Genomic DNA, 25903 nt, shown 5'->3' on the forward strand with positions numbered 1-25903 from the left:
TAATTTGCTGAAATTAACAGAAAATCTTGAGAAAATATGTTAAACTATCGAAGAATAGAGAAGTTTGGGGAGGACTACATGAGTAAAAAGTATCAGGATGACACGTTGAAGATTTTTAGTTTGAATGGAAACCGGCCGTTAGCAGAAAAAATCGCCAAGGTGTTCGGGACAGAATTAGGAAAAAGTGTCGTAAAACAGTTTAGTGACGGGGAGATCTCGATCAATATCGAGGAAAGTATCCGAGGCGATCATGTATACATCGTGCAGTCGACGAATGCGCCCGTCAATGATTATTATATGGAATTGCTCATCATGATCGATGCGATGAAACGTGCAAGTGCCAAGACGATCAATGTGGTTCTGCCTTATTACGGCTATGCCAGACAAGACCGGACAGCAAAGCCGCATGAACCGATCACAGCAAAACTGATCGCCAACCTGATCGAAGAAGCGGGGGCGACTCGTGTGCTGACATTGGATCTGCATACAGTCCAAGTACAGGGATTCTTTGACATTCCAGTCGATAACTTGTTCACGATGCCCTTATTCGCTCACTACTACCGTCAGCTTGGTCTGACAGGCGATGATATCGTTGTTGTTTCGCCAAAAAACAGCGGAGTTCAGCGGGCACGAAGCCTTTCAGAGTATCTGAACAGTACACTTGCTATCGTTGACCACGCAGATGATGCATCTGCTGACAGCGGCTATGTGATCGGAGACGTCAAAGGAAAAACATGTATCATGGTCGATGATATCTTGAATACCGGCGCAACGCTTGCACGAGCAGCGAAGGTATTGAAAGAAAATGGCGCAAAAGAAGTATACGCGTGTGCTTCCCATGGATTATTGTCTGATTCTGCTAAAAGTATTCTGGACAATGCACCAATCAAAGACATCTGTATCACTGATTCTGTCTACACAGAAGATGAACGTCATCCAGAGAACTTGACGATCGTCACTTGCTCTGAATTAATGGGTGAGGCAGTCAAGCGGATCCATGAAAATACACCGATGAGTCCTTTGTTCCGTTTAGAAACAAAAGAGTTTGAATAAACGAGCGACCGCACCATTTATTCGGATTTAGGGAAAGGAGGCCGGGACGAAAGTATGTCTCGGTCTTTTTTTGTTGTTCTCTCGTTGAGGAAATCAGGAAAAATAAAGGAAAAAATCACTCTTTTTGGTATGTCAGCCATTTTGTGCTAGAATGTGCCTAGCTATAAATGAGAAGGGATGAAACAAGGTGGAAAAAATATATTTGGATCACGCGGCAACAACGCCGATGCATCCGCAAGTAATCGAAGCAATGACAGCAATCATGCAAGAAACATTTGGGAACCCGTCAAGTATCCACGGATTCGGACGAGCAGCTCATGAAAAGCTGGAAACAGCAAGACAGATCATCGCAGACAGTCTTCAGGTGAATGCTCACGAGATCATCTTCAATAGTGGCGGGACAGAAGGCGACAACACAGCGATCCTTGAAACAGCTTATTCTCGCCAGAATGAAGGCAGACATCTGATCACTACTACGATCGAACATCCAGCTGTATTGAATACGATGAGATTTTTAGAGACAAAAGGATTTGAAGTTACATATCTGCCTGTGGATGAGAAAGGGAATCTTTCGATGGAAGATGTTCGTTCTGCGTTGCGAGAAGACACGATCTTAGTTTCTGTGATGTATGGGAACAATGAAATCGGCAATCTGATGCCAATCAAGGAAATCGGTGAGTTGTTAAGAGAACATCCGGCCTATTTCCATACCGATGCTGTCCAAGCATACGGCAATCAAACAATCCGTCCAGAAGAAGCAGGCATCGATCTACTGAGTGTCTCTGCTCATAAGATCAATGGACCAAAAGGCGTAGGATTCTTGTACAAAAAAGATGGCGTCAATATCCCATCTTTGCTTTTAGGCGGCGAACAAGAAGAAAAACGTCGTGCAGGTACAGAAAACCTTGCTGGGATCTGGGGGATGGCCAAAGCCGTTGAGATCTTGACACCAGAAGAAAGAGAAGCAAGAAGCCAGAAATATCATGGCTTCCAACAGCAAATCCTGGATTCCCTCAAAGAAAACGGCATTGAGTATCAGGTAAATGGTGATTTAGAAAACAAATTACCTCATGTCTTGAATCTGCGCTTGCCAGGTGTAGTCAATGATCTGCTTTTGATGAAACTGGATCTTCGTGGTCTAGCGATCTCCACAGGTTCTGCATGTACGGCAGGAAATATCGAACCTTCTCACGTACTAGAAGCGATGTATGGAAAAGATACACCTATTTTGAAAGAATCCATCCGAATCAGTTTCGGATTTGGGAATACGGAAGAAGAAGTCCAGCGTTTTGCCGATCAGTTGGTCGAATGTGTGAAAAAATAACTGAGAATCTGATCTGTTTTTATCAAGATGACATAGCTGTTTTTCGAAAATCACGGAAAAAACCTAGTAAAGCTAGCCATAAACTTTTATAATAAAAGAGAAAACTACATTTACCGAGGTGAAGATCATGGCATTTGAAAAAACAGCATCAGTTCTTGGATCAGACGTCAGCTACCGCTTACATCCCAATGCAAAAAGATACACATTGCGAGACAATGGCTTTACAGAAACGAACGGAGGCAACTATCAGCTGATCCGTCCATTAGACGCAACGCCCCAAAGCAAAGAAGGCTTCAAATTGAAGATCACTGTTTCAAAAGATATCGATACACTGAAGATGTCGATCACCACAGCTAATGGTTTAAAAGCAGTGAATATTTTCAAAGATCCAAAGCAAAAAATGAGCCAGGAAAAATTTTATTTTCTGATGGATGGAATGATCAGCCGAGGATTATTCGAAAAAGTGGAATGAGCTGTAATCGTGTAATTGATTATGTAATTGAATAGTAACGAAAAAAGACAACTAGTGATGGATCGCCCTTGACAGTCAGATGAAAAACTGACTTCATGAAGACGATTCAGACAAGTTGTCTTTTTGTTTCAATAACAGTGTAGGGAGGTAGTTGTTCTCATCTGAACAGCAGTTAAACCTTCGTCCATTCATCCATGGATTTTCCGCGTTCGTCTACTAATTCCAACCAGCTGTTCGTTCCGCCGAAATAAAGAAGGAGACTGGCTTCATTCACACTTTTTACGATGATGTCATCCGTCGTTGTCGCACCAGAGATTTTACCTTTGTGATCGTCTCGAAGTTTTTCGCCGTATTTGGCTGCATAGCCCAATGATCCGTCTTTATTCAATGGTGCATCTTTCAGTAGTTTCGCTCCTCGTTTGATCAGCATCTCATTTCTGCTGATCCAGTAAAGTGTTGCTTGGCTTCCTCTGAAATTGACCGTGAAGGGGATTTCGCTCACTTCTTTTGTCCAGCGATGCCGAGCTTTCGCTGGTTTCTTTTTTGATTTTTCGGTACTGCTTAGTTCAGGTCGAGTGAGCAGATAACCGAATGCGTTCAGCACGGCCGTCAGTTTTTCCGATTCTTCTGTCAATTGTTTCCTGATATTCTCAGGAATAGCTGGCAAAGGATCTTTTTCGATGGTCATTGCTGCTTCTTCTGCTTGCTCAATGAGTAGATACATCAGATGATCGGCTTCTATATCCCAAGGAAGCTGGACCATGATCACGGTATCCTTTGTTTTGGGACGAACTGTTTTTCCGATTCCGGTACATACTCTCTGGCTGTAAAAAAGATAAAAAGCATTCTCAGCAAGTTCTGGGACGGTATGACTGATCAGCAGCGTTTCTTTTGACTGTTCAAGTTCGATTTTCACTGTTTCTGGCGTAAGCGTGGTGTGGAAGCTGATTTCCATCACTGATACACCTCCTGTTTTTTCTTAGTGTAGCATTGTTTGCTGCTTTTTACCGCTTGTTTTGCTTGGTGAATGAAACAGCAAATATATAACAGTGGTATTTGAACAAACAGCTAGGTTTCAAACAGAAAATCCAGTATAATTCTAGCTACGTAAGCGCTATAAGAAATGAGGAGAGCATATGGGAGAAGAAAAACAGCCGATCTTACATTGGCGTAAAAATATCAATTTATTTTTGACTGGTCAGTTTTTGTCCGGGATCACAAGTATGATCGTGCAGTACGCAATCATCTGGTATTTGACGAAAGAAACGGGATCAGCAACGATTTTGAGTTTTGCCACATTATTAGGGATGATCCCGATGGTTCTTTTGAGTCCGTTTGCCGGACCGCTAGTCGATCGCTGGGACAAAAAACGACTACTGATCCTGACAGATGTGATTGTGGCTTTGTTTGCAGTGATTTTAGTCATTGCCGGAACGATTGCCGCATCATTTCCTCTGTGGCTGGTATTCGTTTCTTTGTTCGTGCGAGCGATCGCACAAACTTTCCAGATGCCGACGATCCAATCGATCTTGCCTACGATGGTCCCTGAAGAAGAATTGACCCGTATCAATGGGCAGTTGGGGATGGTCCAGTCGGCGAACTTCATCATCGCTCCCGCGTTAGGCGCATTCTTATTTTCGGTGATCCCGATCAATTGGCTGATCCTGCTCGATGTATTAGGTGCGATATTCGGTGTAGGGTTATTGATTTTCGTGACGATCCCTAAAGTAGTCTCGCAAGGAGAAACAGTTCACTTGCTTGCCGATACGAAATTCGGCGTAAAAAAATTATATGAGAATAAAGGGCTTTGGTATATCATGATCAACGGAGCGGTGTTCACCTTGCTGTTCATGCCGGCTGCCAGTCTGTATCCTTTGATGACCATGGGCTATTTTGGTCAAAATGTCGGACAGGCAGGACTTGTCGAAGTGGTTTATTCGGTGGGGATGCTTGCAGGAGGAGCATTCATCGGATTTTTAGGGAACTGGAAAGATCGGATGAAGCCGATTTTTATGGCGTACTTGGTCGTCGGCGTGACGATCGGCGCAAGTGGCTTGCTGCCGGGAACCGCACAAGGATTCTTTTATTTCATTTTGCTGAATGCAGGTGCCGGTTTTGCGACCCCTTATTTCAATACATTGCTGATGGCGATCATCCAGCAAAGCTATGAACCGAATATTTTAGGGCGCATCTTAGGAGTATTCAATTCTCTGATGACCTTGCCGGGACCGGTTGGCCTCATCTTTGCCGGACCATTGACCGATCGGATCGGTGTTGAGAAAATGTTCCTGATTGCAGGAGTCGGTACGTTATTATGTGGACTTGCCTTGTTCTTGACACCGTCTGCGCGAAATTACGATAAGAAGCTGCAAGAACGATTGAGGCAAAAAAGGTCCGCAGAAGGGGATCAAACCGAGTAAAGTAGTAGGAGCAAGAGTCATGAGTTGCTTGCAGACCGGATTTTGTTTACGCTAGAAGAAAAGAAGAGCAAGAAGGGATAACGATGAATTTTTTTATTAGTGATATGCATTTTTTCCACGAACGACTCTTAGGAGAAAATGATTTTGCGCCAAGACCGTTCCAGACAGTTGAGGAGATGAACCAGCAGCTGATCACAAGCTGGAATGCGGTAGTGAAAGAAACCGACCACGTCTATCATTTAGGTGATCTGGCCATGCATCCGCAGTATGAGAAAGGCAGCGGAGATATCCTTGAGTTGGTGGCACAATTGAATGGAACGATCCATTTCATCAAAGGAAACCATGACAGTCGAGCGTTTTTCCGTTATTTAGAGAAACATGACCCTGGACTTTCTGATGGACGTAACAAGTTTTATTTTTACGACGTAGGAGCGATCGTCAAATTCGATCATCAGCAATATTATCTGACCCATTATCCGATGCTGCTTGGTCCCAATGATACGATCCGAAACCTTCACGGGCACATCCATCGCTACAGCGTGCCGATCGGAAACGATGTGAATGTTGGGGTAGATGCACCAGAACGAGCATTTCTAAAAGAAGAACTGCCATTCGGGACACCATTATCGGAGCAGCAGATCAAAGAAATCTATGAAGTGAAGAGGTTGTGAGCCTGCCGTCCAACTCCGCGTTACAAGGAAGAAGATGGAAAAACAGTTCTCCGCATTTTATAAAATAATTGAAGTATCTGATTTTCAAAAAAAGTATAAAAAGTCGCGCCGAAAAGGGTACGACTTTTTATACTTTTTTTAGTAATGCATTCATATTCGATCAAGAGGAACTACAAAATACAGTATACGAATTTTCCTTGATCATTGACTGCTTTTCTGACAGTTGCAGTACCGTTATTCAGTTTTCTGAGATCATTGTCTATATCATTGGAATAAACGATCAGGGTTTTTTCTTTCGTGTACTGATTGAGCCAGTCGATCACATAATCCACCGATTGATTCACGCCGATATGATAGAAATAATTCCCATAAATCGCTTTTGCTTCATCCGTCATCGTGAAATCGTGATTGAAGCCATAACCGTTTCTTGCAGAAGCAGCATTCATGAACGAACCGTGAATCCTTAAAATAGATGATTGTAATAATTCGAGGTGAATTCTTCAAATGTCTGATCAAAGGAAGCGTATTTATTTTTGAATTCTTCATAATACTCCTCCAATATCTGCTGGGTATCTGTATCAGCATGTACAGTAGTGATTGGGATGGCAAATGCGACGGCGAGTAAACAGGTAGTCAGAAGCAATTTAATTTTTGATTTCAATGTAATCCCTCCTTGTTTTATGCTAAAATAATAACATATGAATAAGTATGATGATAGCTTAAAAATAAAATATATTGGTTATTTAATCTAGGCGTATATTGCACATAACACCAAAGAGTAAAATCAGCTATATCGATGATTGAGAACTGTTATCTTTAATGGAATAATTAGCGGTTAACTTAGGCTTTTTACGAATAAAATCAAAGATGTTATATTTTATTTGGGGTTAGATAGTCTACAGAAAATACAATTTATTGGTAGGGATAAGTATTGAATAGGCGTGTTGATTTGTATATCTATTTGTTTTATTACGTTATTATATTTTTTATTTGTTTATTTTTAAATAACAAATTGTGAGATTTTTGTTTAGAGTTTTTTTGAAGATAGACAAGTATCAATCAATTAGAAAGGAGATGTGTGAATGTTACCATTAAAAAGTAAGACGTGTACGATCATTTCAATAAGTTTGTTGTCGATTTGTTTCATTTCAGCTAGTTTTTATTTTCATCCTTCTATAGAAAATAATCTTCAGTTCTTAGTGTTCATAATATTTTGTTGTTGGAGTACTGGCGGTTTGAGTTTGGTTTTTTCGACAAAGATCAAGTCCGTGAAGTGAAGATGGCTGTTGTTAGTTATCAATTATCTATTTGCTACATATTTTAATGTTTTCCAATTTCTATTTATTTTGTTTCAAACTTTTTGAAGTCAGCAATGAAGCAAACAATTAAAAAGGAGCGAGTTGGATGTTGTCAATAGAAAGTAAGAAAAGTAAGTGGGTATCGGTGGTTCTGTTAGTATTCTGTATGATTTTGCTCAGCAGTCATTTGTATATTCGTCATGAAGTGATAGGGTTTCTAATTGTCCAGTATTCATGTTGGATTTTAAGTGGTATCAGTCTAGCTTTTTCAAGAAGAATGGGTTCCCAAAAAGTAAATGGCTAGTGATTGCTCTTCATTTTCTTTTGACTTGCGGAGTAGGGCTTTTTTTCATCATCGGGTGGATCATCGGGTGGCTAAGTTTACCTAGGTGGGAGTTGTTGTTAGTATGTGTGTTGTATTTTGGAGCAGTCGTAACATTAGATTATCAAAAAAAGAAAAAAACATTCTATCTGTTCGGTCTAGGTCTACCGATGTTGATATCGATCAGTTCGCTTATTTGGATCCATTACCTGTTGGCTTTCCATTTAAATACTATTAAATCTTGGCTTACTATCCCTTTGTTGCTTTTCATGATGATTTCTGGCTTGATGGGTCTGTATTTCTCTACAAAACTCGAAGATAGTCGAATAAAATGGCTGCTTTTAGGAATGAACTATCTATTTGTTACTTATTACAATATTGTTCTATTGTTTTTCTTATGAATCAAAAGCCGCTGTTCGCTTGTGATCCCAGGAATCATTGGAGTAGGTGGAAAACGATGTCTTTTTCTTCTACTATGTTATGTATTCGAACTCTGAGAATTAAGGGGTGAAATTTTCAGAAATATGACGTATAATGTAAAATACTGAAAAGTTGCGACCTTCAACTCGTAGATGTTTCAGAATCTAATTGAAATGATGGTGATACCATGACAGACAACAGCAAAACACGCGTTGTCGTTGGGATGAGCGGCGGTGTCGACTCATCTGTAACAGCACTTTTATTAAAGGAACAAGGATATGACGTCGTTGGGATCTTTATGAAAAACTGGGATGATACAGACGAAAACGGGGTGTGTACAGCGACAGAAGACTACAAAGATGTAGCAAAAGTTGCTTCACAAATCGGGATCCCTTATTATTCCGTGAATTTTGAAAAAGAATATTGGGACCGGGTATTTGAATATTTCTTAGCTGAATACCGCGCTGGACGTACACCGAATCCAGATGTGATGTGCAACAAAGAAATCAAATTCAAAGCTTTCTTAGACTATGCGATGGATCTTGGGGCTGATTATGTAGCTACTGGACATTATGCACAAGTCACTCGGGATGAAAATGGCGTTGTCCACATGCTTCGCGGCGTAGACAACAACAAGGATCAAACTTACTTCCTTAGCCAATTGTCTCAAGAACAACTTTCAAAAACGATGTTCCCTCTAGGCGGCATGGAAAAATCAGAAGTACGTGCGATCGCTGAACGTGCGGGACTTGCTACTGCGAAGAAAAAAGATTCTACTGGGATCTGCTTCATCGGAGAAAAGAACTTCAAACAATTTTTGAGCAACTATCTGCCAGCGAAAAAAGGAAACATGGTGACACTTGACGGTGAAGTAAAAGGTCAGCATGCTGGCTTGATGTACTATACGATCGGTCAACGCCAAGGACTAGGGATCGGCGGCGGTGGCGCTTCACAAGAACCTTGGTTTGTTGTCGGAAAAGATCTTGCTACAAATACATTGTACGTAGGTCAAGGCTTCCATCATCCTGCATTATATGCAACTAGCCTTGATGCAAGCGAAATCCACTTTACAACCAATGAAGCGATGCCAAAAGAATTCAAATGTACAGCGAAATTCCGCTATCGTCAGCAAGATGTGCCAGTGACTGTCCGTTTATTAGATGGAGACCGCGCAGAAGTGATCTTCGACGAACCAGTACGTGCCATCACTCCAGGACAAGCCGTTGTATTCTATGATGGAATGGAATGTTTAGGTGGCGGTTTGATCGACCATGCATACCAGGAAACAAAAGTTTTACAATATGTATAATCATTGATCACCAAAAATGACGAACGATATCAAACAGCTAAGACAAGTAAAAAGAAATGTATTTTTCTTTTGAACGTCTTGGCTGTTTTTTTGTACAAAAAAACAATAATTGATTTTTATTCATTTTCACCTTGAAAAAACGAATAAAAAGGCGCATAATATTCGTTAATCTGAATAAGTATATATTTAGAAAGGCTGTGAGAGAGATGTTCAGCCTTGAGCGATAAGAAGCGATTTTGAAAAATAGCTTCCCATATTTTACAAAATCGTGCCTTATTGCCGATAGGCTGTCTCTTGAACACCGTGAATCAGAGGTTGTGAGCCTGCCGTTTAACTCTGAGGCCAGCTTCTCATGTTTTGTGAATATTGTGACTTGTGCCCGAGGAGTTGGCAGGAGAACACCGTTTGGTGGAGAGGTTGTGACAGAAGTGGGAAGCTTCAAGAAATAAGAAGGAATTTACGAAATTTGCTTCTCAACTTTTTGTAAAATTTCGGCTTATTTCCGAAGAAGCTACTTCTGGAACACCGTTTAGTGGAGAGGTTGTGACAACTACGTTCTGCTTTAAGGAATAAGGACACTGAACAGAAAATAGCTCCTCATATTTTCTTGTTCAGTGAACTTATTGCCGAGAAGCAGCAGTTGGAACACCATTTATATCAAGAGGTTGTAAAAAAGCTGCCCTGCATCAAGTAATAAGAACAGCCAAACAAAAATAGCTCTCCATATTTTTCGTTTGGTTGGGCTTATTACCGTAGATGCAAGCTTTTGAACACCATTTATTCGAAAAAAGGAGGACGACATATTTTTCAAGCAAACAATCAATCGAAAAGGTGTGAGGTAAATGGAACAAAAGAAAACAGGTATCAGTAAGTGGGGATTAGTTGCACTGGTCGTAAGTTCATCGATCGGCAGCGGCGTGTTTGGGATCACGAGTGATTTAGCGAATGCGGCAGCGCCAGGCCCCGCGATTCTTTCTTGGCTCATCGTAGGGATCGGGATCTTGGCTTTAGTGTTGTCGCTGAATCATCTGGGCGAAAAGAGACCGGATTTGGACGGTGGGATTTTTGGGTACGCAGAAGCGTCGTTTGGTACATTGGGCGGTTTCATCAGCGGCTGGGGATATTGGCTTTCGGCATGGCTTGGGAATGTCGCTTTTGCAACGATGCTGATGAGTGCGATGGGTGAGTTTTTTCCTTTATTCAAAGGCGGACAAAACATCCCTTCGATTCTATTCGCAAGTATTTTTATTTGGGGATTGACTTTATTAGTAAATAACGGGATCGAAGGCGCGAGTGTGATCAACACGATCGTGACGATCTGTAAATTAGTACCATTATTCTTATTTTTAGTTTTTGCCATTATTGCGTTTAAAGCAAATATTTTCACAGCCGATTTTTGGGGAAATGTATCAGCAAATCTTGCACAAGATCCCAAGAATCAGTTAAGCATCTGGACACAGATCAAAGGCTGTCTGATGGTCATGATGTGGGTATTTGTCGGGATTGAAGGCGCAAGCGTCTTAGCGAATCGGGCCAAAAAACGGTCACAAGCGCAGCAAGCTTCCATTATCGGGCTTTTCTGCTTGCTATTCATCTATATCTTAGCTTCTCTTCTTCCATATGGTGTTTTGTCCCAAAGTGAATTAGCAACGATCTCCCAGCCTGCGATGGCTAATATTCTGAAGGGAATCGTAGGAAACTGGGGTGCAGCGCTGATCAATATCGGGTTGATCATTTCGATCATCGGTTCATGGCTTTCTTGGACGATGCTGCCAGCAGAAACAACGATGCTGATGGCAAGAGATGGCTTGCTTCCGAAAAGCTGGGGAAAAGCCAACCGAAAAAAAGCGCCGACGTATTCACTCGTCATCACAGCTGTGTTGACAAATCTGTTTTTACTGACCTTTTTAGTAACAGACTATGCGTATCAATTTGCGTATTCATTATGTACGGCTGCGATCTTGATCTGTTATCTACTGGTCGGAATCTATCAAGTCCAGTTTTCTTTAACTGAAAAAAACAGCAAGCAAGTCGTGATCGGTGTCATTACTGTCGCTTTTGAGCTGATGGGGATCATTCTAGCAGGATTTTCCTATGTGCTGTTGTGCAGTATCGCCTATATACCGGGATTTTATTTTTACTGGGTCGCTTGTCGAGAAACGGGGCATCAAATCACTGGAAAAGAAAAGGTCATGATCACAGTCATCAGTATCGCGGCAGTGATTTCGATCGCATTGCTTGCAACTGGAACGATTCAAATCTGAGGAGGACGAGAACATGGAAATCGCAAATTTTGGTGTAGAAGAATGGTTGAATAAATGGGAAAAGCAAGCAGTCTACGATATTGCGCAAAGCTCGATCGAAGCACTGACATTAGAGGAGTTGATTGGACTGGACGGGACAACGGTCGAAACCTTTTTTGGAGAGCGCCGTCAGATGCCATTGGATTATGGCTGGATCGAAGGATCGGATGCATTTAAAGAAGAAGTGGCTTCGTTATATCAAAATATCACACCAGAAAATATCTTACAAACAAATGGTGCAACTGGCGCAAATCTGCTATCGCTCTATGCGTTGATCGAACCAGAAGATCATGTGATCTCGATGCTGCCCACTTACCAGCAATTATATGATATTCCGAAATCTCTAGGAGCAGTAGTCGACTTTGTCCACTTGAAAGAAGACGATTGGCGATTTGATTTAGAACAACTGTCAGCTCTAGTCAAACCTGAGACAAAAATGATCTGTTTGAATAGTGCGAATAACCCTACAGGTACGTTACTTGATCGAAAGACACTAGAAAAAATCGCAGAAATCGCACGTACGGTTGACGCATATGTCTTAGTAGACGAAGTTTATGCACCATTGACAGCTGACGGCGAATTCGTATCGATCGTAGATGTCTATGAAAAAGGCATCGCGACCAATTCACTTTCCAAAACATATTCGGTTCCCGGGATACGAATCGGCTGGACCGCTGCTAGTTCCGAATTAACAGAATTATTCCGGAAATATCGGGATTACACGATGATCTGCGGTGGGGTGTTAGCAGATGATTTAGCTGTCCATGTGTTGAAAAATAAGGACAAGATCGTTGCCCGCAATAAAAAAATCGTTTCTGAGAATCTTGCGATATTAAAAGAATGGGTCCTAAATGAACCAAAAGTCGAACTAGTGATGCCTAATTACGTATCTACTTCCTTTATCAAATTAGCGATCAAAGAAGATGATCGAGTATTCTGCTCTGAATTATTAAAAGAAACGGGAGTGCTGCTTGTACCCGGCAGTGCCTTTGACTTGCCGCAACACGCGCGTCTAGGGTACTGCTGTAAAAAAGAGACCTTGGAAAAGGGATTATCTCTCTTATCTGAATTCTTGAAAAAACAGGCCTAAACAAAAACACTGCGTGAACAGTTGTCACAGAACTGTTCTTGCAGTGTTTTTCATTTATTCTTATTGTCTATGAGAAGGAGAGTGTTCTGAAGATATGGATACTCCTGAAGCTTTTTCTTCTGCTGTTTCTTGCTGATGGATCTCTTGTGTATTGTGACGTACTAACAGGAAGTTGACGAACACAAGCAATGAAGTCGAAAGAAAGACTCCGCGGTAACCAAACATGCTAGAAACACTGGAGCCGATCATCGGACCGACCACATTCCCTGTTGCCTGGAAAGACTGGTTGTAACTAAATATCCTTCCTGCTGCTTGATGTGGTGAGTATTTCGTGATCAATGCTTGGACAGCTGGAAGCAGACAAGCATCAGAAATACCGATCAAAAAGCGCAACACTGCCAGTTGCCATACATTCGTCACAAAGGCCATAGGGATATAGACAAGAATCGCAAAGCCCAATCCGATAGCAAGGATACGTTCACTGCCGATCTTATCTCCTAATCGTCCAAATCGAGGAGCAGCAATCAGTGTGGCGATCCCTGGAATCGAAGCGATGATCCCGCTGATCAAGGTGACATTGCCATGACCGTTGAGCAATTGACGGATATAGAGACTGATAATCGGACTGATCGAGTTGTTTGAAGCTTGAATGATCATCGTTGTCACGAACATACCGATCACGACATGCGGATATTTCAGGTCTTTAAAGATCTGCTTTGCTGAGACCATGTCTTTTTTCTCCACTGGGACAAAAGTTTCGTGAACGAAAAACAGGCTAAGTAGAAAGACGAAGAACAAAATGATCCCCGTGATAAAGAAAGTAGGGCGATAGCCGAATGCTGAAGCAGAAATCCCCCCAAGCAATGGCCCAAGCAGCGTACCAGTCACAGAACCAGTAGCTAATGTACCGAGTACTTGCCCGCTTTTTTCTTTAGGTGTGCCAGTTGCGACAAGCGCAGTAGCGTTACTGATGTAGCCGGAAAAAATCCCTTGTAGCAAACGCAAGGCGACCAATTGATAGACGCTTGTAACGCAGCCCATCAAAGCGATGACAATAGCCATCCCTAATGAGGCCCGCAGAAGCATCAGCTTCCTGCCTTTTTGGTCTGCTAGCTTCCCCCACCAAGGAGAGATCAAGGTCGTCACTAAAAAAGTGGAAGAGAAGGTCAATCCGCTCCAGAAATTCAATTGCGACGTACTGTAATTTCCCAAAGTATCTATGTAAAGTGACATAAAAGGCATGACTAAACTAAAACCGATCCCTGCCATAAATGTGCCAAACCATAATACAAATAAATTTTGTTCCCACGGCTCCCGTTTTTTGAATAAGCGTTCCTTTATTCGTGCAGCCAAGTAAATTCCTTCTTTCTGAAAATTTTCATCTACGATAGATTATTATAAACTACAATCTGTAGTTTATCAATGAAAGTCTCTTTTTTATCTGGCTTATTCGTGGTAAACTAAAATTGTCAAGGATCTATTTTATGAGAGGAACCACCAGAATGAAAAAAAGAAATCTGTCTCAAGAAAAAATCGTCGACTGCCTTCGTGAGCTGGCAGAAGAGATGGATATTCAGCAAGTTACTTTTCAGCATCTAGCCAAGCGTTTGGATATCAAATCACCTTCATTATATAATTACTTCAAAAATATTCGAGAAGTCAAAACAGCATTGACTGCTAAACTCCTGCAAGAATTGAATGACCAGCTGCGCCGGGCACTTGTCGGCAAGAGTGGGGGCGACGCCTTACGCGTGTATGCCAAAACTTATCAGTCTTTTGCTTTTGCCAATCAAAGTGTGTACGAACTGCTGATCAGTGTGCCGAATACAAAAGAAGAGATTCTATTAGAAGGAATACATGAGACCAATCAAATCATCCTTCAGATCTTCGAATCATTCCAATTGACGAAGGAAGAAAAGATCCACAGAAGTAGAGAACTCAGAAGTATGATACATGGCTACCTCTCTTTACGTTTTCTAGGCTATTTCACGAAAGAGCCGAAAGTGGATCCGGAAGAAAGCTATCTTTGGATGATTGAAGACTTTATCACGACATTATCAGGCAAGCATCCAGACTGATCTTATTTGTTTTCTAGGAGATTCATTAAATGACCCTTTTATAAGAGAAATTTCTTGCAACTTTCTTGAAAAGTGACTAAGATAAGTCTAGAAAAAAAGGAAGAGAAGGGGCACGAGTATGTATCAAGTAGTAACCATGTTCGGTGACAATGAGCCATGGTGGTTCTTTGAAAACTGGGAAGACGATATCGAACTAGAAGATTCATTTGAATCTTTTGAAGAAGCACGCCAAGATTATGAAACAAAATGGATGGCGATCCATCAGCAATACGAATATATCAATGCAAAAAGCAACTTTCTAAGCGCCTTCTGGAATGACGGAGATGAGCGCTGGTGTGAAGAGTGTGATGATGATCTGCAGCAGTACAAAGGACTTGCTTTATTGAAAAATCATCAGCCAGTCACAATAGAAAGCGGAAAGGAATTTTATGAAACAACTAATTCTAGCGGAAAAACCAAGCGTTGCGAAAGACCTAAGCAAGGTGCTTGGTGCTAATCAGAAACATAAAAATTATTACGAAGGACCCAAGGTGATCGTAACTTGGGCCCTTGGTCATTTATTGGGATTGAAGATGCCTGAAGATCTGAACAAGGAATGGCAAAGCTGGCAGATGGAGACACTGCCGATGATCCCGAAAAAACTGGGGATCAAGCCGCTGCCTAAAACCGGGCATCAGTTAAAAGCGATCAAACAGCTGGCAAATCGAAAAGATGTTTCTGAAGCCGTGATTGCGACCGATGCAGGAAGAGAAGGAGAGCTTGTCGCTCGCTGGATTCTGGAATATGTCCATTTCAGCAAACCTGTGAAACGCCTTTGGATCTCTTCACAAACGGACAAAGCGATCAAAACGGGCTTCAAGCAGTTGAGACCGGCGAAAGAATATAACGCCTTATATGAATCAGCATTAGCCAGAGCAAAAGCAGATTGGCTGGTCGGGTTGAACGTGACACGTGCATTGACAGTCAAATATCAGGATAATTTGTCTGCCGGACGTGTCCAGACGCCGACACTCGCATTAGTGAGAGAACAGGAAAAGAAAATCGACCAGTTCCGTCCGCAAACATATTTCACGATCTCTCTTCAAGCTGGAAAAGAACAAGCGAAAATGGTCCAGAAAAACCAGTTCGCCTTGCAGAACCATGACGAAGCACAAGCACTTGTCCAGGAAATGAGCAAAATCAAAGGTACGGTAGAAGAGATCCAAGAAAAGCAGAAAACAGAAAGTGCACCACTGCCTTACGACTTGACCGAGATCCAGCGAGAAGCCAATCAGCGTTATGGTTATTCTGCAAAGAAAACATTAAGTGTCGTCCAAAGCTTATATGAGACCCATAAAATCGTGACCTATCCTCGAACAGACAGCAAGTATCTGACAAATGACATGAAAAGCACGATGAAAGAACGTCTGCAAGCAGTCAGCGATTTTGCACCAGAAGTGAAAACTTATTTGAAAAACGGCGCAGTCGTACGCCAGACAAAGGTGTTCCAAGACAGCAAAGTAACGGATCACCATGCGCTTTTGCCGACAGAAAACCGTGCTCGTTACGAAAAATTGAGTAATGAAGAACAAAAGATCTATCAAATGATCGTCACTCGGTTCTTAGGATTATTCGCAGAACCGCATAAAGTCAGTCAGACAAAAGTCACTGTGGCTTTTGGTAAAGAACAGTTTGTCTTTCGTCATAACCGTGTCATAGAAGCAGGCTGGAAAGCCTCAGTAGAAAGTGAAACAGAATCTTTTGACTGGAAGAAAGGCATGCGTATCAATCCTGACTTTACGATCAAGAAAGAATTGTCCGCACCGCCGAAACCATTGACTGAAGCAAGTTTGCTGGGACAAATGGAAAAATACAGCTTAGGTACACCAGCTACACGTGCAGAGATCATCGAAAAACTGATCAAATCAGAATTGATGGAACGGACACCGCAAGGCTTGCAAGTCTCGCCAAAAGGAAAACAGCTATTAGTGCTAGTCAATCCTTCTCTGGTCACGCCTGATCTGACAGAAAGCTGGGAGAAGGACCTTGAAGCGATCGCCGCTGGGAAAAAACAAGCTGAAAGCTTCCTCCAAAGCATCGAAAAAGAGACCAAACGTTTAGTCCAGGAAATCAAAACAAGCAAACAAGAATATCAGGACTTTTCGATTACTCAGAAAAAATGTCCGGATTGCGGATCGAACTTGCGTGAAAAAAATACCCGTGATGGCAAGATCTATGTTTGCACGAATAACGACTGCAGCTACAGACGACGAAAAGATCCAAAAGTATCGAACCATCGCTGTCCGCAGTGTCACCGGAAAATGGAGATCATCGAAGGTAAAAACGGTGCCTATTTCCGTTGTAAATATGACGGTACGACTGAAAAGATGCTTGGCAAAAAAGAACAGAAGAAAAAAATGACCAAGCAGGAAGAACGCCGTCTCGTGAAAAAATATGCACAAGCAGAAGAACCAGAGGAAAGTCCATTAGCAGCAGCTCTGAAGGCGGCAATGGAAAAGAGCTAGAATAAAAGCAGCTGCGACAAGCCTTTTGTCACAGCTGCTGCTTTTTGACTGGCTTATAGTTGTTCATAGACAGGGGTATAACCGAGATATTCCAGAATTTTTTCGAAATCTTCAAATTTCATGATCAGCGTAGCAGTATTCACATTCGGATGGAAACCCACTGTATCCTTTCGGTCGATTGCTGCATCGATCACGACTTGGATCTTCTTTTCCTGATCATGCATCAAGGCAAGTGGGGTAACTGTGCCTGCCGAGACGCCTAATAACTGGTTCAGTTTGTCCTCAGGTACGAAAGACAACCGTTTTTCATTCAGCTGTTCAGCTAAAAATTTGAGATCTGCCTGTTTTTCATCAGGTAGGATCACCAAATAGACCTGTTTGCCTTTACGGGACTGGAGGACTAGATTCTTTACTTGGGGACCGGGAAGAGCGAACGGGACGTTTTTGACCGAAGTGATTGCTGGGTGTTCGACTTTTTCATAAGAGATATCCAAGTGTTTCAGTAGTTCATAGGCTTCTTGTTCAGTTGCGCAGACCATTTCATGAATTCCTCCTTTTTACTTAGTTTATCATAAATAATAGTTGACAAAAGGAAAAGAATCATGTAAATTACACCTAAAGTTAAAATAAACGACATCGAAAAGAAGAGTAGCAATTAGATGTTTTTAGAGAGTCTCTGGCAGGTGGAAAGAGGCAGCAGCTAATCGTGAAACACATCTTGGAGTCGATTTTCTGAAGCATACAGTAGGGAAATCCGGGAAGCCCGTTACAGCTGCGGTCGTTGCTTGATGACCAGATAAGGTCGGTTTTTCCGTGAGGAGCCGGCAAAAAAAGGTGGAACCACGTTATTGACGTCCTTTGGTCTTCGGACCAAAGGATTTTTTGTTTGCCTGTTTCTGTTAGCTGCGACTGCTGGAGGTTTTTTCTGCGAGGAAAAAACAAACAGAGGTGGAACCACGTTGTGAACGTCCTCTTGGCTTAGGCCAAGAGGATTTTTTTTATTAAAAGGAGGAAGAAGAAATGAATTATCTGATTGAAGTCATGCCGCAATTATTAGCGGGCGCACTTACCACTTTGAAATTATTTATGTTTACCTTGATTGGGTCTTTGCCATTAGGGATCATCTTAGCATTGGGACTGTCCCTGCATTTTAAACCGATCCGTTATGTACTTCAAACATATGTCTGGATCATGCGCGGGACTCCTTTATTGCTCCAGCTGATTTTTGTCTTTTACGGTCTGCCGACGATTGGCATTGTATTTGATCGTTTCGAAGCGGCGCTGATCGCTTTCATATTGAACTATGCCGCTTATTTTGCAGAGATCTTTCGAGGAGGGATCCAGTCCATTCCACAGGGACAATATGAAGCAGCCCAAGTTTTGCAGCTTAGCCCTTTTCAAACTGTGACCAAAATCATCATCCCGCAAGTGACAAAGATCGTCCTGCCTTCTGTTGGGAATGAGGTCATCAATTTAGTCAAAGATTCTTCACTGATCTATATCTTAGGACTAGGTGACGTGATGCGAGCAGGAAAAATCGCCATGGAAAGAGATGCTACACTTCTGCCTCTTCTAGGAGTGGCGATCATCTATCTTGCTTTGACCGGTATTTTGACTTTGATCATGAAACAAGTCGAAGGAAAATTAAACTATTATCGCTAAACGCTAGGAGGAGAACACATGATTGAATTAAAAAAAGTGAGTAAAGCTTTCGGTGACAAAGCAGTCATCAAAGAATTGGATCTAGTCATTCCAGATGGACAAACACTGGCAATCGTCGGGCCTTCTGGAGGCGGTAAAACCACGCTTCTGAGAATCCTTGCAGGCTTGGAAAGTTCAGACAGCGGCGAATTTTATTTAGATGGTACGCCGTTCAATCCATTTGAATTAAAAACAAAGGAACAAGTAGTGGGAGTCGTATTCCAGGATTTCCAACTTTTTCCGCACTTGAATATTTTTGACAACATCACCCTTGCACCGAAAATGGTCTTGAAGCAAACGAAGGAAGAATACACCAAAAAAGCAGAATCCCTTGCTCAATCGTTAGGAATCAGTGATTTGCTGAAAAACTATCCTTACCAGCTGTCTGGCGGACAAAAACAACGTGTAGCCATTGCACGAGCCCTTGCCATGAATCCTCGGGTACTCGCTTATGATGAACCTACGAGTGCATTGGACCCTGAATTGCGCCAGCAAGTAGAGAACCTGATCCTTACATTGAAAAAGGATGGAGTCACCCAGATCATCGTGACCCATGATCTGGTATTTGCTGAAAATATAGGGGATCAGCTGTTGAAAGTGACCCCGAATAATCAATAAGGAGGAAAGACAGATGAAAAAAATCAGCTTGTTGCTTGCAGTAGTTGCAGGTCTTATCCTTCTTTCCGGCTGTACGAACAAAAAGACTGATGAAGACAATTGGGCAGCTATCAAGGAAGAGAAAAAAATCACGATCGGTCTTGATGATACCTTTGTTCCAATGGGATTTCGGGATAAGGAAGGAAAACTGACAGGCTTTGACATCGACCTTGCAAGAGCGGTATTTAAACAATATGGTATTACTGTTGACTTCCAGCCAATCGACTGGTCGATGAAAGAGTTCGAATTGAACAATGGGACGATCGATCTGATCTGGAATGGCTATTCCAAAACACCCGCCCGAGAAAAAAAGGTGCAGTTCACCAAACCGTATATGGAAAATGATCAAGTACTGATCACGCCTAAAGCATCCAATATCACTAGCTTCGAGCAGATGAGAGGAAAAGTGCTAGGCGCACAGAATGGTTCTTCCGGGTACGATGTATTCCAGAAACAGCCCGATATCCTGAAAAACATCGTAAAGAATCACGACGCTGTTTTATATGACAGTTTCAATGAAGCACTGATCGATTTGAAAAGCGGACGGATCGATGGTCTGCTGATGGACCAAGTATATGCGGATTACTATTTGAAGCAAAGAGATGAGCTAGATGATTTCAACATCACGAGTGGGGATTACCAAAGTGAAGATTTCGCTGTTGGTGCCAGAAAAAATGATGATGAATTAGTAAAGAAAATCAATGAATCCTTCGAACGATTAGAACAAACAGGTGAATTCCAGAAAATATCGAATAAATGGTTCGGCGAAGATGTTACGCCGAAATCTTGATTTTTTTAATAAAAACGGGAAAAGACACTCATATGTGCTGGTCCGCTAAAAATCAATCCGTAAATCATGAAAATTTGCGATATAATTAAAAAACATCTCTCCATCACCTGAATGGAGAGATGTTTTTTTCAGGACCAATGTCCAAGAGTTTGTGACAGAGCCGTTCAGATTTGGAGGATAAGAATAAATTAATGGAATTGCATCCCGCCATCGACGATCAATGTCTGTCCTGTCATATAATTTGAATCATTTCCTGCTAAAAATGCAACTGCATTCGCTACATCTTCTGGTTCAGAAAGTCGTTTCAAGGTGATGTCTTTAGCGAATTGCTGCATGCCCCATTCATCATCTTTTCCGGCGTTTTTCCCAACATTATGGGCAATATCCATCATCATAGGTGTGCGAACGATCCCAGGTGCAAAAGCATTGACGGTGATGTTTTTTTCCGCTAAATCTCTGGCAGCAACTTGTGTGATACCACGTACAGCAAATTTAGTGCCTGAATACAATGCAAGATCCGGATTCCCGACAACTCCTGCTTGAGAAGTCGCATTGATGATCTTGCCGCCATGTCCATACCGCTCAAATTGCTGCAAAGCTGCCTGAATGCCCCAGATCACTCCGCCGACATTGATATGGTATACTTTGTCAAATTGTTCTGGTGTGATTGTTTCTATAGGCGTAGTAGGCCCTAAACCCGCATTGTTTACGATTACATTGAATTCATGGAAATGATCCGATACTTCTGTTACAGCACGAATAACATCTTCTCTATCACTTACATCGACCCGTACAGCCAGCGCATCACCGCCTTGTGTATTCACTTCTTCGGCAACAGCCTGCGCTTTTTCTATATTTAGATCCGCTATCCCGACTGCAAATCCGTCTTTGGCTAAACGCTTCACAATTGCTTCGCCAATCCCTTGAGCTCCGCCAGTAACAAATGCCACTTTCTTGTTTTCCATATAGACATCTCCTTGTAAAAACGATTTCAATTACAATTGTTATTATACTACTATAAAAAATAAAGTAAAATCTTTCTCTAAAAAATCAGTGAAATAACTATTCTTTATCTTTTTGAAGCTCAAAAAGATGAGACATTCAAAAAAACTGGACGATTGGAAACGAAGTGCAGCGATTTTTTTGTTTCTATTTTGTAATGAAAAGGGTTTCGTGTTATTCTTAAAAAGAAATAAGTAGGCATAGGAAAGGAAGAGCTGGATGGAACATCAAAAACGAACTTCATTCCCGAAAAATTTTTTATGGGGATCTGCTTCTGCCGCATACCAAGTAGAAGGTGCTTGGCAAGAAGATGGGAAAGGCGAATCGGTTTGGGACCGCTTCGTTCGCATTCCTGGGAAAACATTCAAAGGAACGAATGGCGATTTAGCGGTGGATCATTATCACCGATATAAAGAAGATATTGCACTGATGAAGGAGCAAGGGCTGAAAGCCTATCGCTTTTCAGTCGCATGGACACGGATCTTTCCTGATGGACGCGGAGAAATCAACCAGGCAGGCCTTGATTTTTATCACGAGCTGATTGATGAATTGATCAGAAATGGGATCGAACCGATGCTGACTTTATATCACTGGGATCTTCCGCAAGCGCTTCAAGAAGAATATAACGGCTGGGAATCCCGCCAAATCATCGAAGATTTCACGAATTATGCAGAGACTCTGTTCAACGCTTTTCGCGGGAAAGTCCATTATTGGATCAGTTTGAATGAACAGAATATTTTCACTTCTTTAGGCTATTTGTTAGCCGTGCATCCGCCAGGTGTCACAGATCCGAAACGGATGTATCAAGTAAACCATATTGCCAATCTGGCAAATGCTTCAGTCATCAATAAATTCCATGAACTGGAAATGCCAGGGAAAATCGGACCAAGTTTTGCGTATACGCCAAATTATCCGATCGACAGCGATCCTAAAAATATTTTAGCAGCAGAAAATGCAGAAGATCTGATGGCTCATTACTGGATGGATGTTTATCTGTGGGGCAAGTACCCGATCGCCGCGATGAAATTCTTGGAAGAACAAGGCTGGGCGCCGCAGATCGAACCAGGGGACGATGAACTGCTCCAATCGGCTAAACCGGACTTTTTAGGAATCAATTATTATCAGACAGCAACGAATGCATTCAATCCATTGAACGGCGTAGGCGCAGGAAAAATGAATACAACCGGTAAAAAAGGCTCTTCTGAAGAAACAGGCGTGCCGGGGATGTATAAGAAAGTTGAAAATCCATTTGTCGAACGCACCAACTGGGATTGGGAAATCGATCCAGAAGGTCTGCGGATCGGGCTTAGACGGATCACTAGCCGTTACCGGATTCCTGTGCTGATTACTGAAAATGGTCTGGGAGAATATGATCAATTGACGGAAGACAAGAAGATCCATGATGACTATCGGATCAGCTATCTGGAGAATCATGTCAAGGCAATCAAAGATGCAATCTCCGATGGGGCGGAAGTATTAGGCTATTGTACGTGGTCTTACACCGATCTGTTAAGCTGGCTGAATGGCTATCAGAAACGTTACGGCTTTGTCTACGTCGATCAGGACGAAACACAAGAAGGTACACTTGAACGTTATAAAAAAGACAGTTACTACTGGTATCAGAAAGTAATCGAAGAAAACGGCGAAAATCTATAAAATAAAGAAGATGACGTGAAAAAGGGAGATGACGGAATTTTGTCACTCCCTTTTTTAGTGACGCTCTTTTTCATCCCTCTTAAAGTATTCTTAAGGATCATTCGACAATCCATTTAAATATGAAAGAAAAAGAAAGAACTTTCAAACAAAACTTTTGTTCCCTTGCTTTTTTTTGTATAATGGAACTTGATGAAATGAGGGATAAATATGGCACAGAAGAAACGTCCTGCGAAGAAAAGGAAAAAGACCAAAAAGCAAAAACAGCAGCAGGAACAAATGCTGACGATCGGTGTGGGATTTGCCTTGATTTTATTTGCCGTTTTCGGTTTTTTGAAATTGGGCTTTTTAGGTATTCTAGTTGCAAACGGCTTTCGGATCATTGCAGGAAATACCTATCAGATTCTCTGTCTTTTGTTAGCCATCTTGGGATTTTGGATTGTGATCAAGAATACGGAATTTTCAATAGGAAAAAATCGGCGCTGGTTTGGCGGGCTCCTTTTTTATCTGGGGATTTTACTTGTCTTACACGCGCATTTATTCGGGAAAATGCATAGCGGAGAACCGAACATCATCGGAACGACCTGGGATCTGCTAGCTAGCGATATCAAACAAAGCCAAGTCGATAACAATGTAGGCGGCGGTATGCTCGGTGCAATTCTTTATCATTTTACGTATTTTCTGATCGCACAGCCTGGCAGTTATCTAGCGGCACTCCTGTTATTGGCAGGAGGCGCATTCTTATTCAGTAATTTAGAAGGTTATCAGTTACTGAACGGTATCCAGACAATCGGCGAACGCTTGCAGGAATTACTAGAAGGTGATCCTGCGAAACAGGCACGTAAGCAAGAAGCCAGAGAAGCACGCCAAAAGCAGCGGGCAGAAGCCAGAGAAGCAAGACGACTGGCGGCAAAAGAAGCAGCAGAAGCGGAAATAGCGGAGCTGGAACAAAAACGAGCGTCAAGGAAACAGCAAGTAGAGGATAGACCAACTGGGGATAAAGATGAACCTGAAGAAGCAGAACCGGAGCAATTAAGTTTTGTTCCGATCGACAGCTTCCAGGAAAAGATAAAACCCGTCGCAAGTCCTCCAGCAATGCCGCAGCAAGATCTGGCACCACTGTCAGAGACGCAGTCAGATGAAGTGGTAGAAGACGATGGGACTGCTCTGGAATTTGAGATCGAGGCAGAGCAGGAGAATCATGATTATGAATTGCCGTCGATCGATCTGCTCGACTCCATCCCAACCGTGGATCAAAGTGATGAATATAAGAAGATCGAAAAAAATATCGGTGTACTGGAGCAGACGTTCCAAAGTTTCGGTGTGGATGCCAAAGTGGTCAAAGCTAGCTTAGGCCCTTCCGTCACTAAGTTTGAAGTACAGCCTGCTGTAGGAGTGAAGGTAAGTAAGATCGTCAATTTGACGGATGACATTGCCCTGGCTCTAGCAGCTAAGGATGTCCGGATGGAAGCACCGATCCCCGGGAAATCATTGATTGGTATCGAAGTGCCGAATGGGAAGATCAGTATGGTTTCGTTTAGAGAAATCATTGAGGCTCAGCCCAACCATCCTGACAAGCTGCTGGAAGTGCCATTAGGTCGAGATGTCTCTGGACGTGTCCAAACAGCGGATCTGTCCAAAATGCCTCACTTGCTTGTGGCAGGTTCTACCGGTAGCGGGAAATCGGTCGCGATCAATGGGATCATCACAAGTATCCTGATGCGGGCGAAACCACATGAAGTGAAACTGATGATGATCGATCCGAAAATGGTCGAACTGAACATGTACAATGGGATACCGCATCTTTTGACGCCCGTTGTAACCAATCCGAGAAAAGCGGCACAAGCTTTGCAAAAAGTCGTTCAAGAAATGGAAGAACGTTACGAAAAATTTGCAGCAACAGGTGTCAGAAATATTTCTGGATATAATGAATTCATCCAGCAGAAAAATCTGGAAAATGGGACGAAACATCCTACCTTGCCATTTATCGTCGTTATCGTGGATGAATTGGCTGATCTGATGATGGTCGCAAGTAACGAAGTAGAAGATGCGATCATTCGGTTAGCGCAAATGGCTCGTGCTGCCGGTATCCATATGATTTTGGCAACACAACGGCCAAGTGTGGACGTTATCACCGGGATCATTAAAGCCAATGTACCATCACGAATGGCCTTTGCAGTTTCCAGCGGGACCGATTCTCGTACGATCATTGATTCAAATGGCGCCGAAAAACTACTAGGTCGAGGAGACATGCTCTTCTTGCCTATGGGAGAAAACAAACCGATCCGTGTCCAAGGTGCGTTCATCTCTGATCATGAAGTGGAACGTATCGTAAGCTTTGTGACCGATCAGCAAGAAGCGCATTATGAGGAAAAAATGATGCCGACAGATGAAGTGGAATCGACTGGAACGACAGAGCAGCCACAAGACGATCTGTTCGAAGAAGCAAAAGCGCTCGTCATCGAAATGCAGACAGCAAGTATCTCTTTATTGCAGCGAAGATTCCGGATCGGCTACAACCGTGCGGCACGTCTCGTAGACGAGCTGGAAGCCCATGGAGTAGTGGGGCCATCTGAAGGAAGCAAACCAAGAAAAGTCTTTATCGAACAAGCAGAGGAATCAGAGACTATCCCTGAAGATGAAGGGATGTAAGTCCTCCAGTTCCTTATACGATAAAAAACAAACAATCATGTAAAAGACAAGACATGGCGATACCAAAGGGGGAAAGCTGAGCTTTATCCTTTTGATACGCGGTCTTGTCTTTTTTTATTTTGTTAGATTAAAGTTCTATTCGATTTATTTGTGAAGTATTGCATTAACTAACTGAATCAGGTAT

At 42.3% G+C, this 25903-nt stretch carries 22 protein-coding genes, 2 pseudogenes and 1 other annotated feature; of the genes and pseudogenes, 18 read left to right on the forward strand and 6 right to left on the reverse strand.

From position 1 onward, the window contains the following. Nucleotides 1-78: 78 nt before the first annotated feature. The 3 genes from G7Y42_RS09095 to G7Y42_RS09105 all read left to right on the forward strand — a co-directional run bounded on the left by G7Y42_RS09095 (nt 79) and on the right by G7Y42_RS09105 (nt 2849). The gene (locus G7Y42_RS09095; RefSeq protein WP_165005527.1) at nt 79-1053 is read left to right on the forward strand and encodes a ribose-phosphate diphosphokinase; all 975 of its coding nucleotides are present in this window, start codon (nt 79-81) and stop codon (nt 1051-1053) included. 187 nt (nt 1054-1240) lie between these two features. Next, nucleotides 1241-2377, forward strand: a complete 1137-nt coding sequence (locus tag G7Y42_RS09100) for a cysteine desulfurase family protein (protein WP_165038120.1) — start codon at nt 1241-1243, stop codon at nt 2375-2377. Between the two features lie 127 nt (nt 2378-2504). Continuing rightward, nucleotides 2505-2849 (forward strand): DUF1831 domain-containing protein, encoded by a 345-nt coding sequence (locus G7Y42_RS09105; RefSeq protein ID WP_165038122.1) that lies wholly within the window; start codon nt 2505-2507, stop codon nt 2847-2849. Nucleotides 2850-3021: 172 nt separating this feature from the next. On the opposite strand, the gene G7Y42_RS09110 is transcribed toward G7Y42_RS09105, so the two are convergent. Further along, on the reverse strand, nt 3022-3804 hold the full coding sequence (locus G7Y42_RS09110) for a hypothetical protein (RefSeq protein ID WP_165038184.1): 783 nt from the start codon (nt 3802-3804) through the stop codon (nt 3022-3024). Between the two features lie 181 nt (nt 3805-3985). Between G7Y42_RS09110 and G7Y42_RS09115 the strand changes: the two genes are divergently transcribed. Continuing rightward, nucleotides 3986-5269, forward strand: a complete 1284-nt coding sequence (locus tag G7Y42_RS09115; protein ID WP_165038125.1) for an MFS transporter — start codon at nt 3986-3988, stop codon at nt 5267-5269. Nucleotides 5270-5352: 83 nt separating this feature from the next. Continuing rightward, complete coding sequence (locus G7Y42_RS09120; protein ID WP_165038128.1) at nt 5353-5940, forward strand: metallophosphoesterase family protein; 588 nt, start codon at nt 5353-5355, stop codon at nt 5938-5940. Between the two features lie 170 nt (nt 5941-6110). Here G7Y42_RS09120 and G7Y42_RS09125 read toward each other — a convergent pair. Continuing rightward, nucleotides 6111-6407, reverse strand: a pseudogene (locus G7Y42_RS09125) (hypothetical protein); the annotation flags it as partial. Next, nucleotides 6404-6601, reverse strand: a complete 198-nt coding sequence (locus G7Y42_RS09130) for a hypothetical protein (protein WP_165038130.1) — start codon at nt 6599-6601, stop codon at nt 6404-6406. The pseudogene G7Y42_RS09125 and the gene G7Y42_RS09130, both read right to left, overlap by 4 nt. Nucleotides 6602-7022: 421 nt before the next feature. On the opposite strand from G7Y42_RS09130, the pseudogene G7Y42_RS15200 reads away from it, so the two are divergent. The 5 genes and pseudogenes from G7Y42_RS15200 to G7Y42_RS09150 form a co-directional block, all read left to right on the forward strand. Further along, a pseudogene (locus G7Y42_RS15200) lies at nt 7023-7214 on the forward strand (hypothetical protein); the annotation flags it as partial. A 423-nt stretch (nt 7215-7637) separates the two neighbouring features. After that, complete coding sequence (locus G7Y42_RS14995; RefSeq protein WP_241161940.1) at nt 7638-7961, forward strand: hypothetical protein; 324 nt, start codon at nt 7638-7640, stop codon at nt 7959-7961. 206 nt (nt 7962-8167) lie between these two features. Further along, complete coding sequence (gene mnmA / locus G7Y42_RS09140; RefSeq protein ID WP_165005534.1) at nt 8168-9289, forward strand: tRNA 2-thiouridine(34) synthase MnmA; 1122 nt, start codon at nt 8168-8170, stop codon at nt 9287-9289. A gap of 842 nt (nt 9290-10131) precedes the next feature. Continuing rightward, nucleotides 10132-11553 (forward strand): arginine-ornithine antiporter, encoded by a 1422-nt coding sequence (gene arcD, locus G7Y42_RS09145; protein ID WP_165038132.1) that lies wholly within the window; start codon nt 10132-10134, stop codon nt 11551-11553. Between the two features lie 13 nt (nt 11554-11566). Continuing rightward, entirely contained in the window at nt 11567-12682 is a 1116-nt protein-coding gene (locus G7Y42_RS09150) for an aminotransferase (RefSeq protein ID WP_165038134.1), read from the forward strand. A 60-nt stretch (nt 12683-12742) separates the two neighbouring features. On the opposite strand, the gene G7Y42_RS09155 is transcribed toward G7Y42_RS09150, so the two are convergent. Then, nucleotides 12743-14035 (reverse strand): multidrug efflux MFS transporter, encoded by a 1293-nt coding sequence (locus G7Y42_RS09155; RefSeq protein ID WP_165038136.1) that lies wholly within the window; start codon nt 14033-14035, stop codon nt 12743-12745. Nucleotides 14036-14184: 149 nt separating this feature from the next. On the opposite strand from G7Y42_RS09155, the gene G7Y42_RS09160 reads away from it, so the two are divergent. The 3 genes from G7Y42_RS09160 to G7Y42_RS09170 all read left to right on the forward strand — a co-directional run bounded on the left by G7Y42_RS09160 (nt 14185) and on the right by G7Y42_RS09170 (nt 17264). Beyond that, nucleotides 14185-14760, forward strand: coding sequence for a TetR/AcrR family transcriptional regulator (locus G7Y42_RS09160; protein WP_165038138.1), 576 nt, complete (start codon nt 14185-14187; stop codon nt 14758-14760). 118 nt (nt 14761-14878) lie between these two features. Continuing rightward, nucleotides 14879-15256, forward strand: coding sequence for a DUF1033 family protein (locus G7Y42_RS09165; protein WP_165038141.1), 378 nt, complete (start codon nt 14879-14881; stop codon nt 15254-15256). After that, the gene (locus G7Y42_RS09170) at nt 15189-17264 is read left to right on the forward strand and encodes a DNA topoisomerase III (protein WP_165038143.1); all 2076 of its coding nucleotides are present in this window, start codon (nt 15189-15191) and stop codon (nt 17262-17264) included. The genes G7Y42_RS09165 and G7Y42_RS09170 overlap by 68 nt, the downstream gene beginning before the upstream one ends. Before the next feature lie 53 nt (nt 17265-17317). Here the strand turns inward: G7Y42_RS09170 and G7Y42_RS09175 are convergent, their stop codons facing one another. Further along, nucleotides 17318-17803, reverse strand: a complete 486-nt coding sequence (locus tag G7Y42_RS09175) for a prolyl-tRNA synthetase associated domain-containing protein (RefSeq protein ID WP_165038145.1) — start codon at nt 17801-17803, stop codon at nt 17318-17320. 88 nt (nt 17804-17891) lie between these two features. Further along, nucleotides 17892-18126: a binding site (T-box leader), on the forward strand. A gap of 158 nt (nt 18127-18284) precedes the next feature. Between G7Y42_RS09175 and G7Y42_RS09180 the strand changes: the two genes are divergently transcribed. Genes G7Y42_RS09180 through G7Y42_RS09190 form a run of 3 tightly spaced genes read left to right on the forward strand, consistent with a single transcriptional unit; the run spans nt 18285 to nt 20412 of the window. Beyond that, a complete protein-coding gene (locus G7Y42_RS09180; RefSeq protein ID WP_165005542.1) occupies nt 18285-18926 on the forward strand; it encodes an amino acid ABC transporter permease in 642 nt (213 codons plus the stop codon). An 18-nt stretch (nt 18927-18944) separates the two neighbouring features. Next, the gene (locus G7Y42_RS09185) at nt 18945-19583 is read left to right on the forward strand and encodes an ATP-binding cassette domain-containing protein (RefSeq protein ID WP_165038147.1); all 639 of its coding nucleotides are present in this window, start codon (nt 18945-18947) and stop codon (nt 19581-19583) included. 13 nt (nt 19584-19596) lie between these two features. Then, nucleotides 19597-20412 carry an amino acid ABC transporter substrate-binding protein gene (locus tag G7Y42_RS09190; RefSeq protein ID WP_165038149.1) on the forward strand — a complete coding sequence of 272 codons (816 nt, stop codon included), beginning with the start codon at nt 19597-19599 and terminating at the stop codon, nt 20410-20412. Between the two features lie 188 nt (nt 20413-20600). Here the strand turns inward: G7Y42_RS09190 and G7Y42_RS09195 are convergent, their stop codons facing one another. After that, on the reverse strand, nt 20601-21377 hold the full coding sequence (locus G7Y42_RS09195) for a (S)-acetoin forming diacetyl reductase (protein ID WP_165038151.1): 777 nt from the start codon (nt 21375-21377) through the stop codon (nt 20601-20603). Between the two features lie 256 nt (nt 21378-21633). Here G7Y42_RS09195 and G7Y42_RS09200 point away from each other — a divergent pair, with 256 nt between their 5' ends. Both G7Y42_RS09200 and G7Y42_RS09205 read left to right on the forward strand, forming a co-directional pair. Beyond that, complete coding sequence (locus G7Y42_RS09200; RefSeq protein ID WP_165038153.1) at nt 21634-23070, forward strand: glycoside hydrolase family 1 protein; 1437 nt, start codon at nt 21634-21636, stop codon at nt 23068-23070. Between the two features lie 207 nt (nt 23071-23277). Next, the gene (locus tag G7Y42_RS09205; RefSeq protein WP_165038155.1) at nt 23278-25719 is read left to right on the forward strand and encodes a DNA translocase FtsK; all 2442 of its coding nucleotides are present in this window, start codon (nt 23278-23280) and stop codon (nt 25717-25719) included. Nucleotides 25720-25903 lie beyond the last annotated feature (184 nt).

Source organism: Enterococcus sp. ZJ1622 (assembly GCF_011038845.1).
GTDB lineage: Bacteria > Bacillota > Bacilli > Lactobacillales > Enterococcaceae > Enterococcus_B.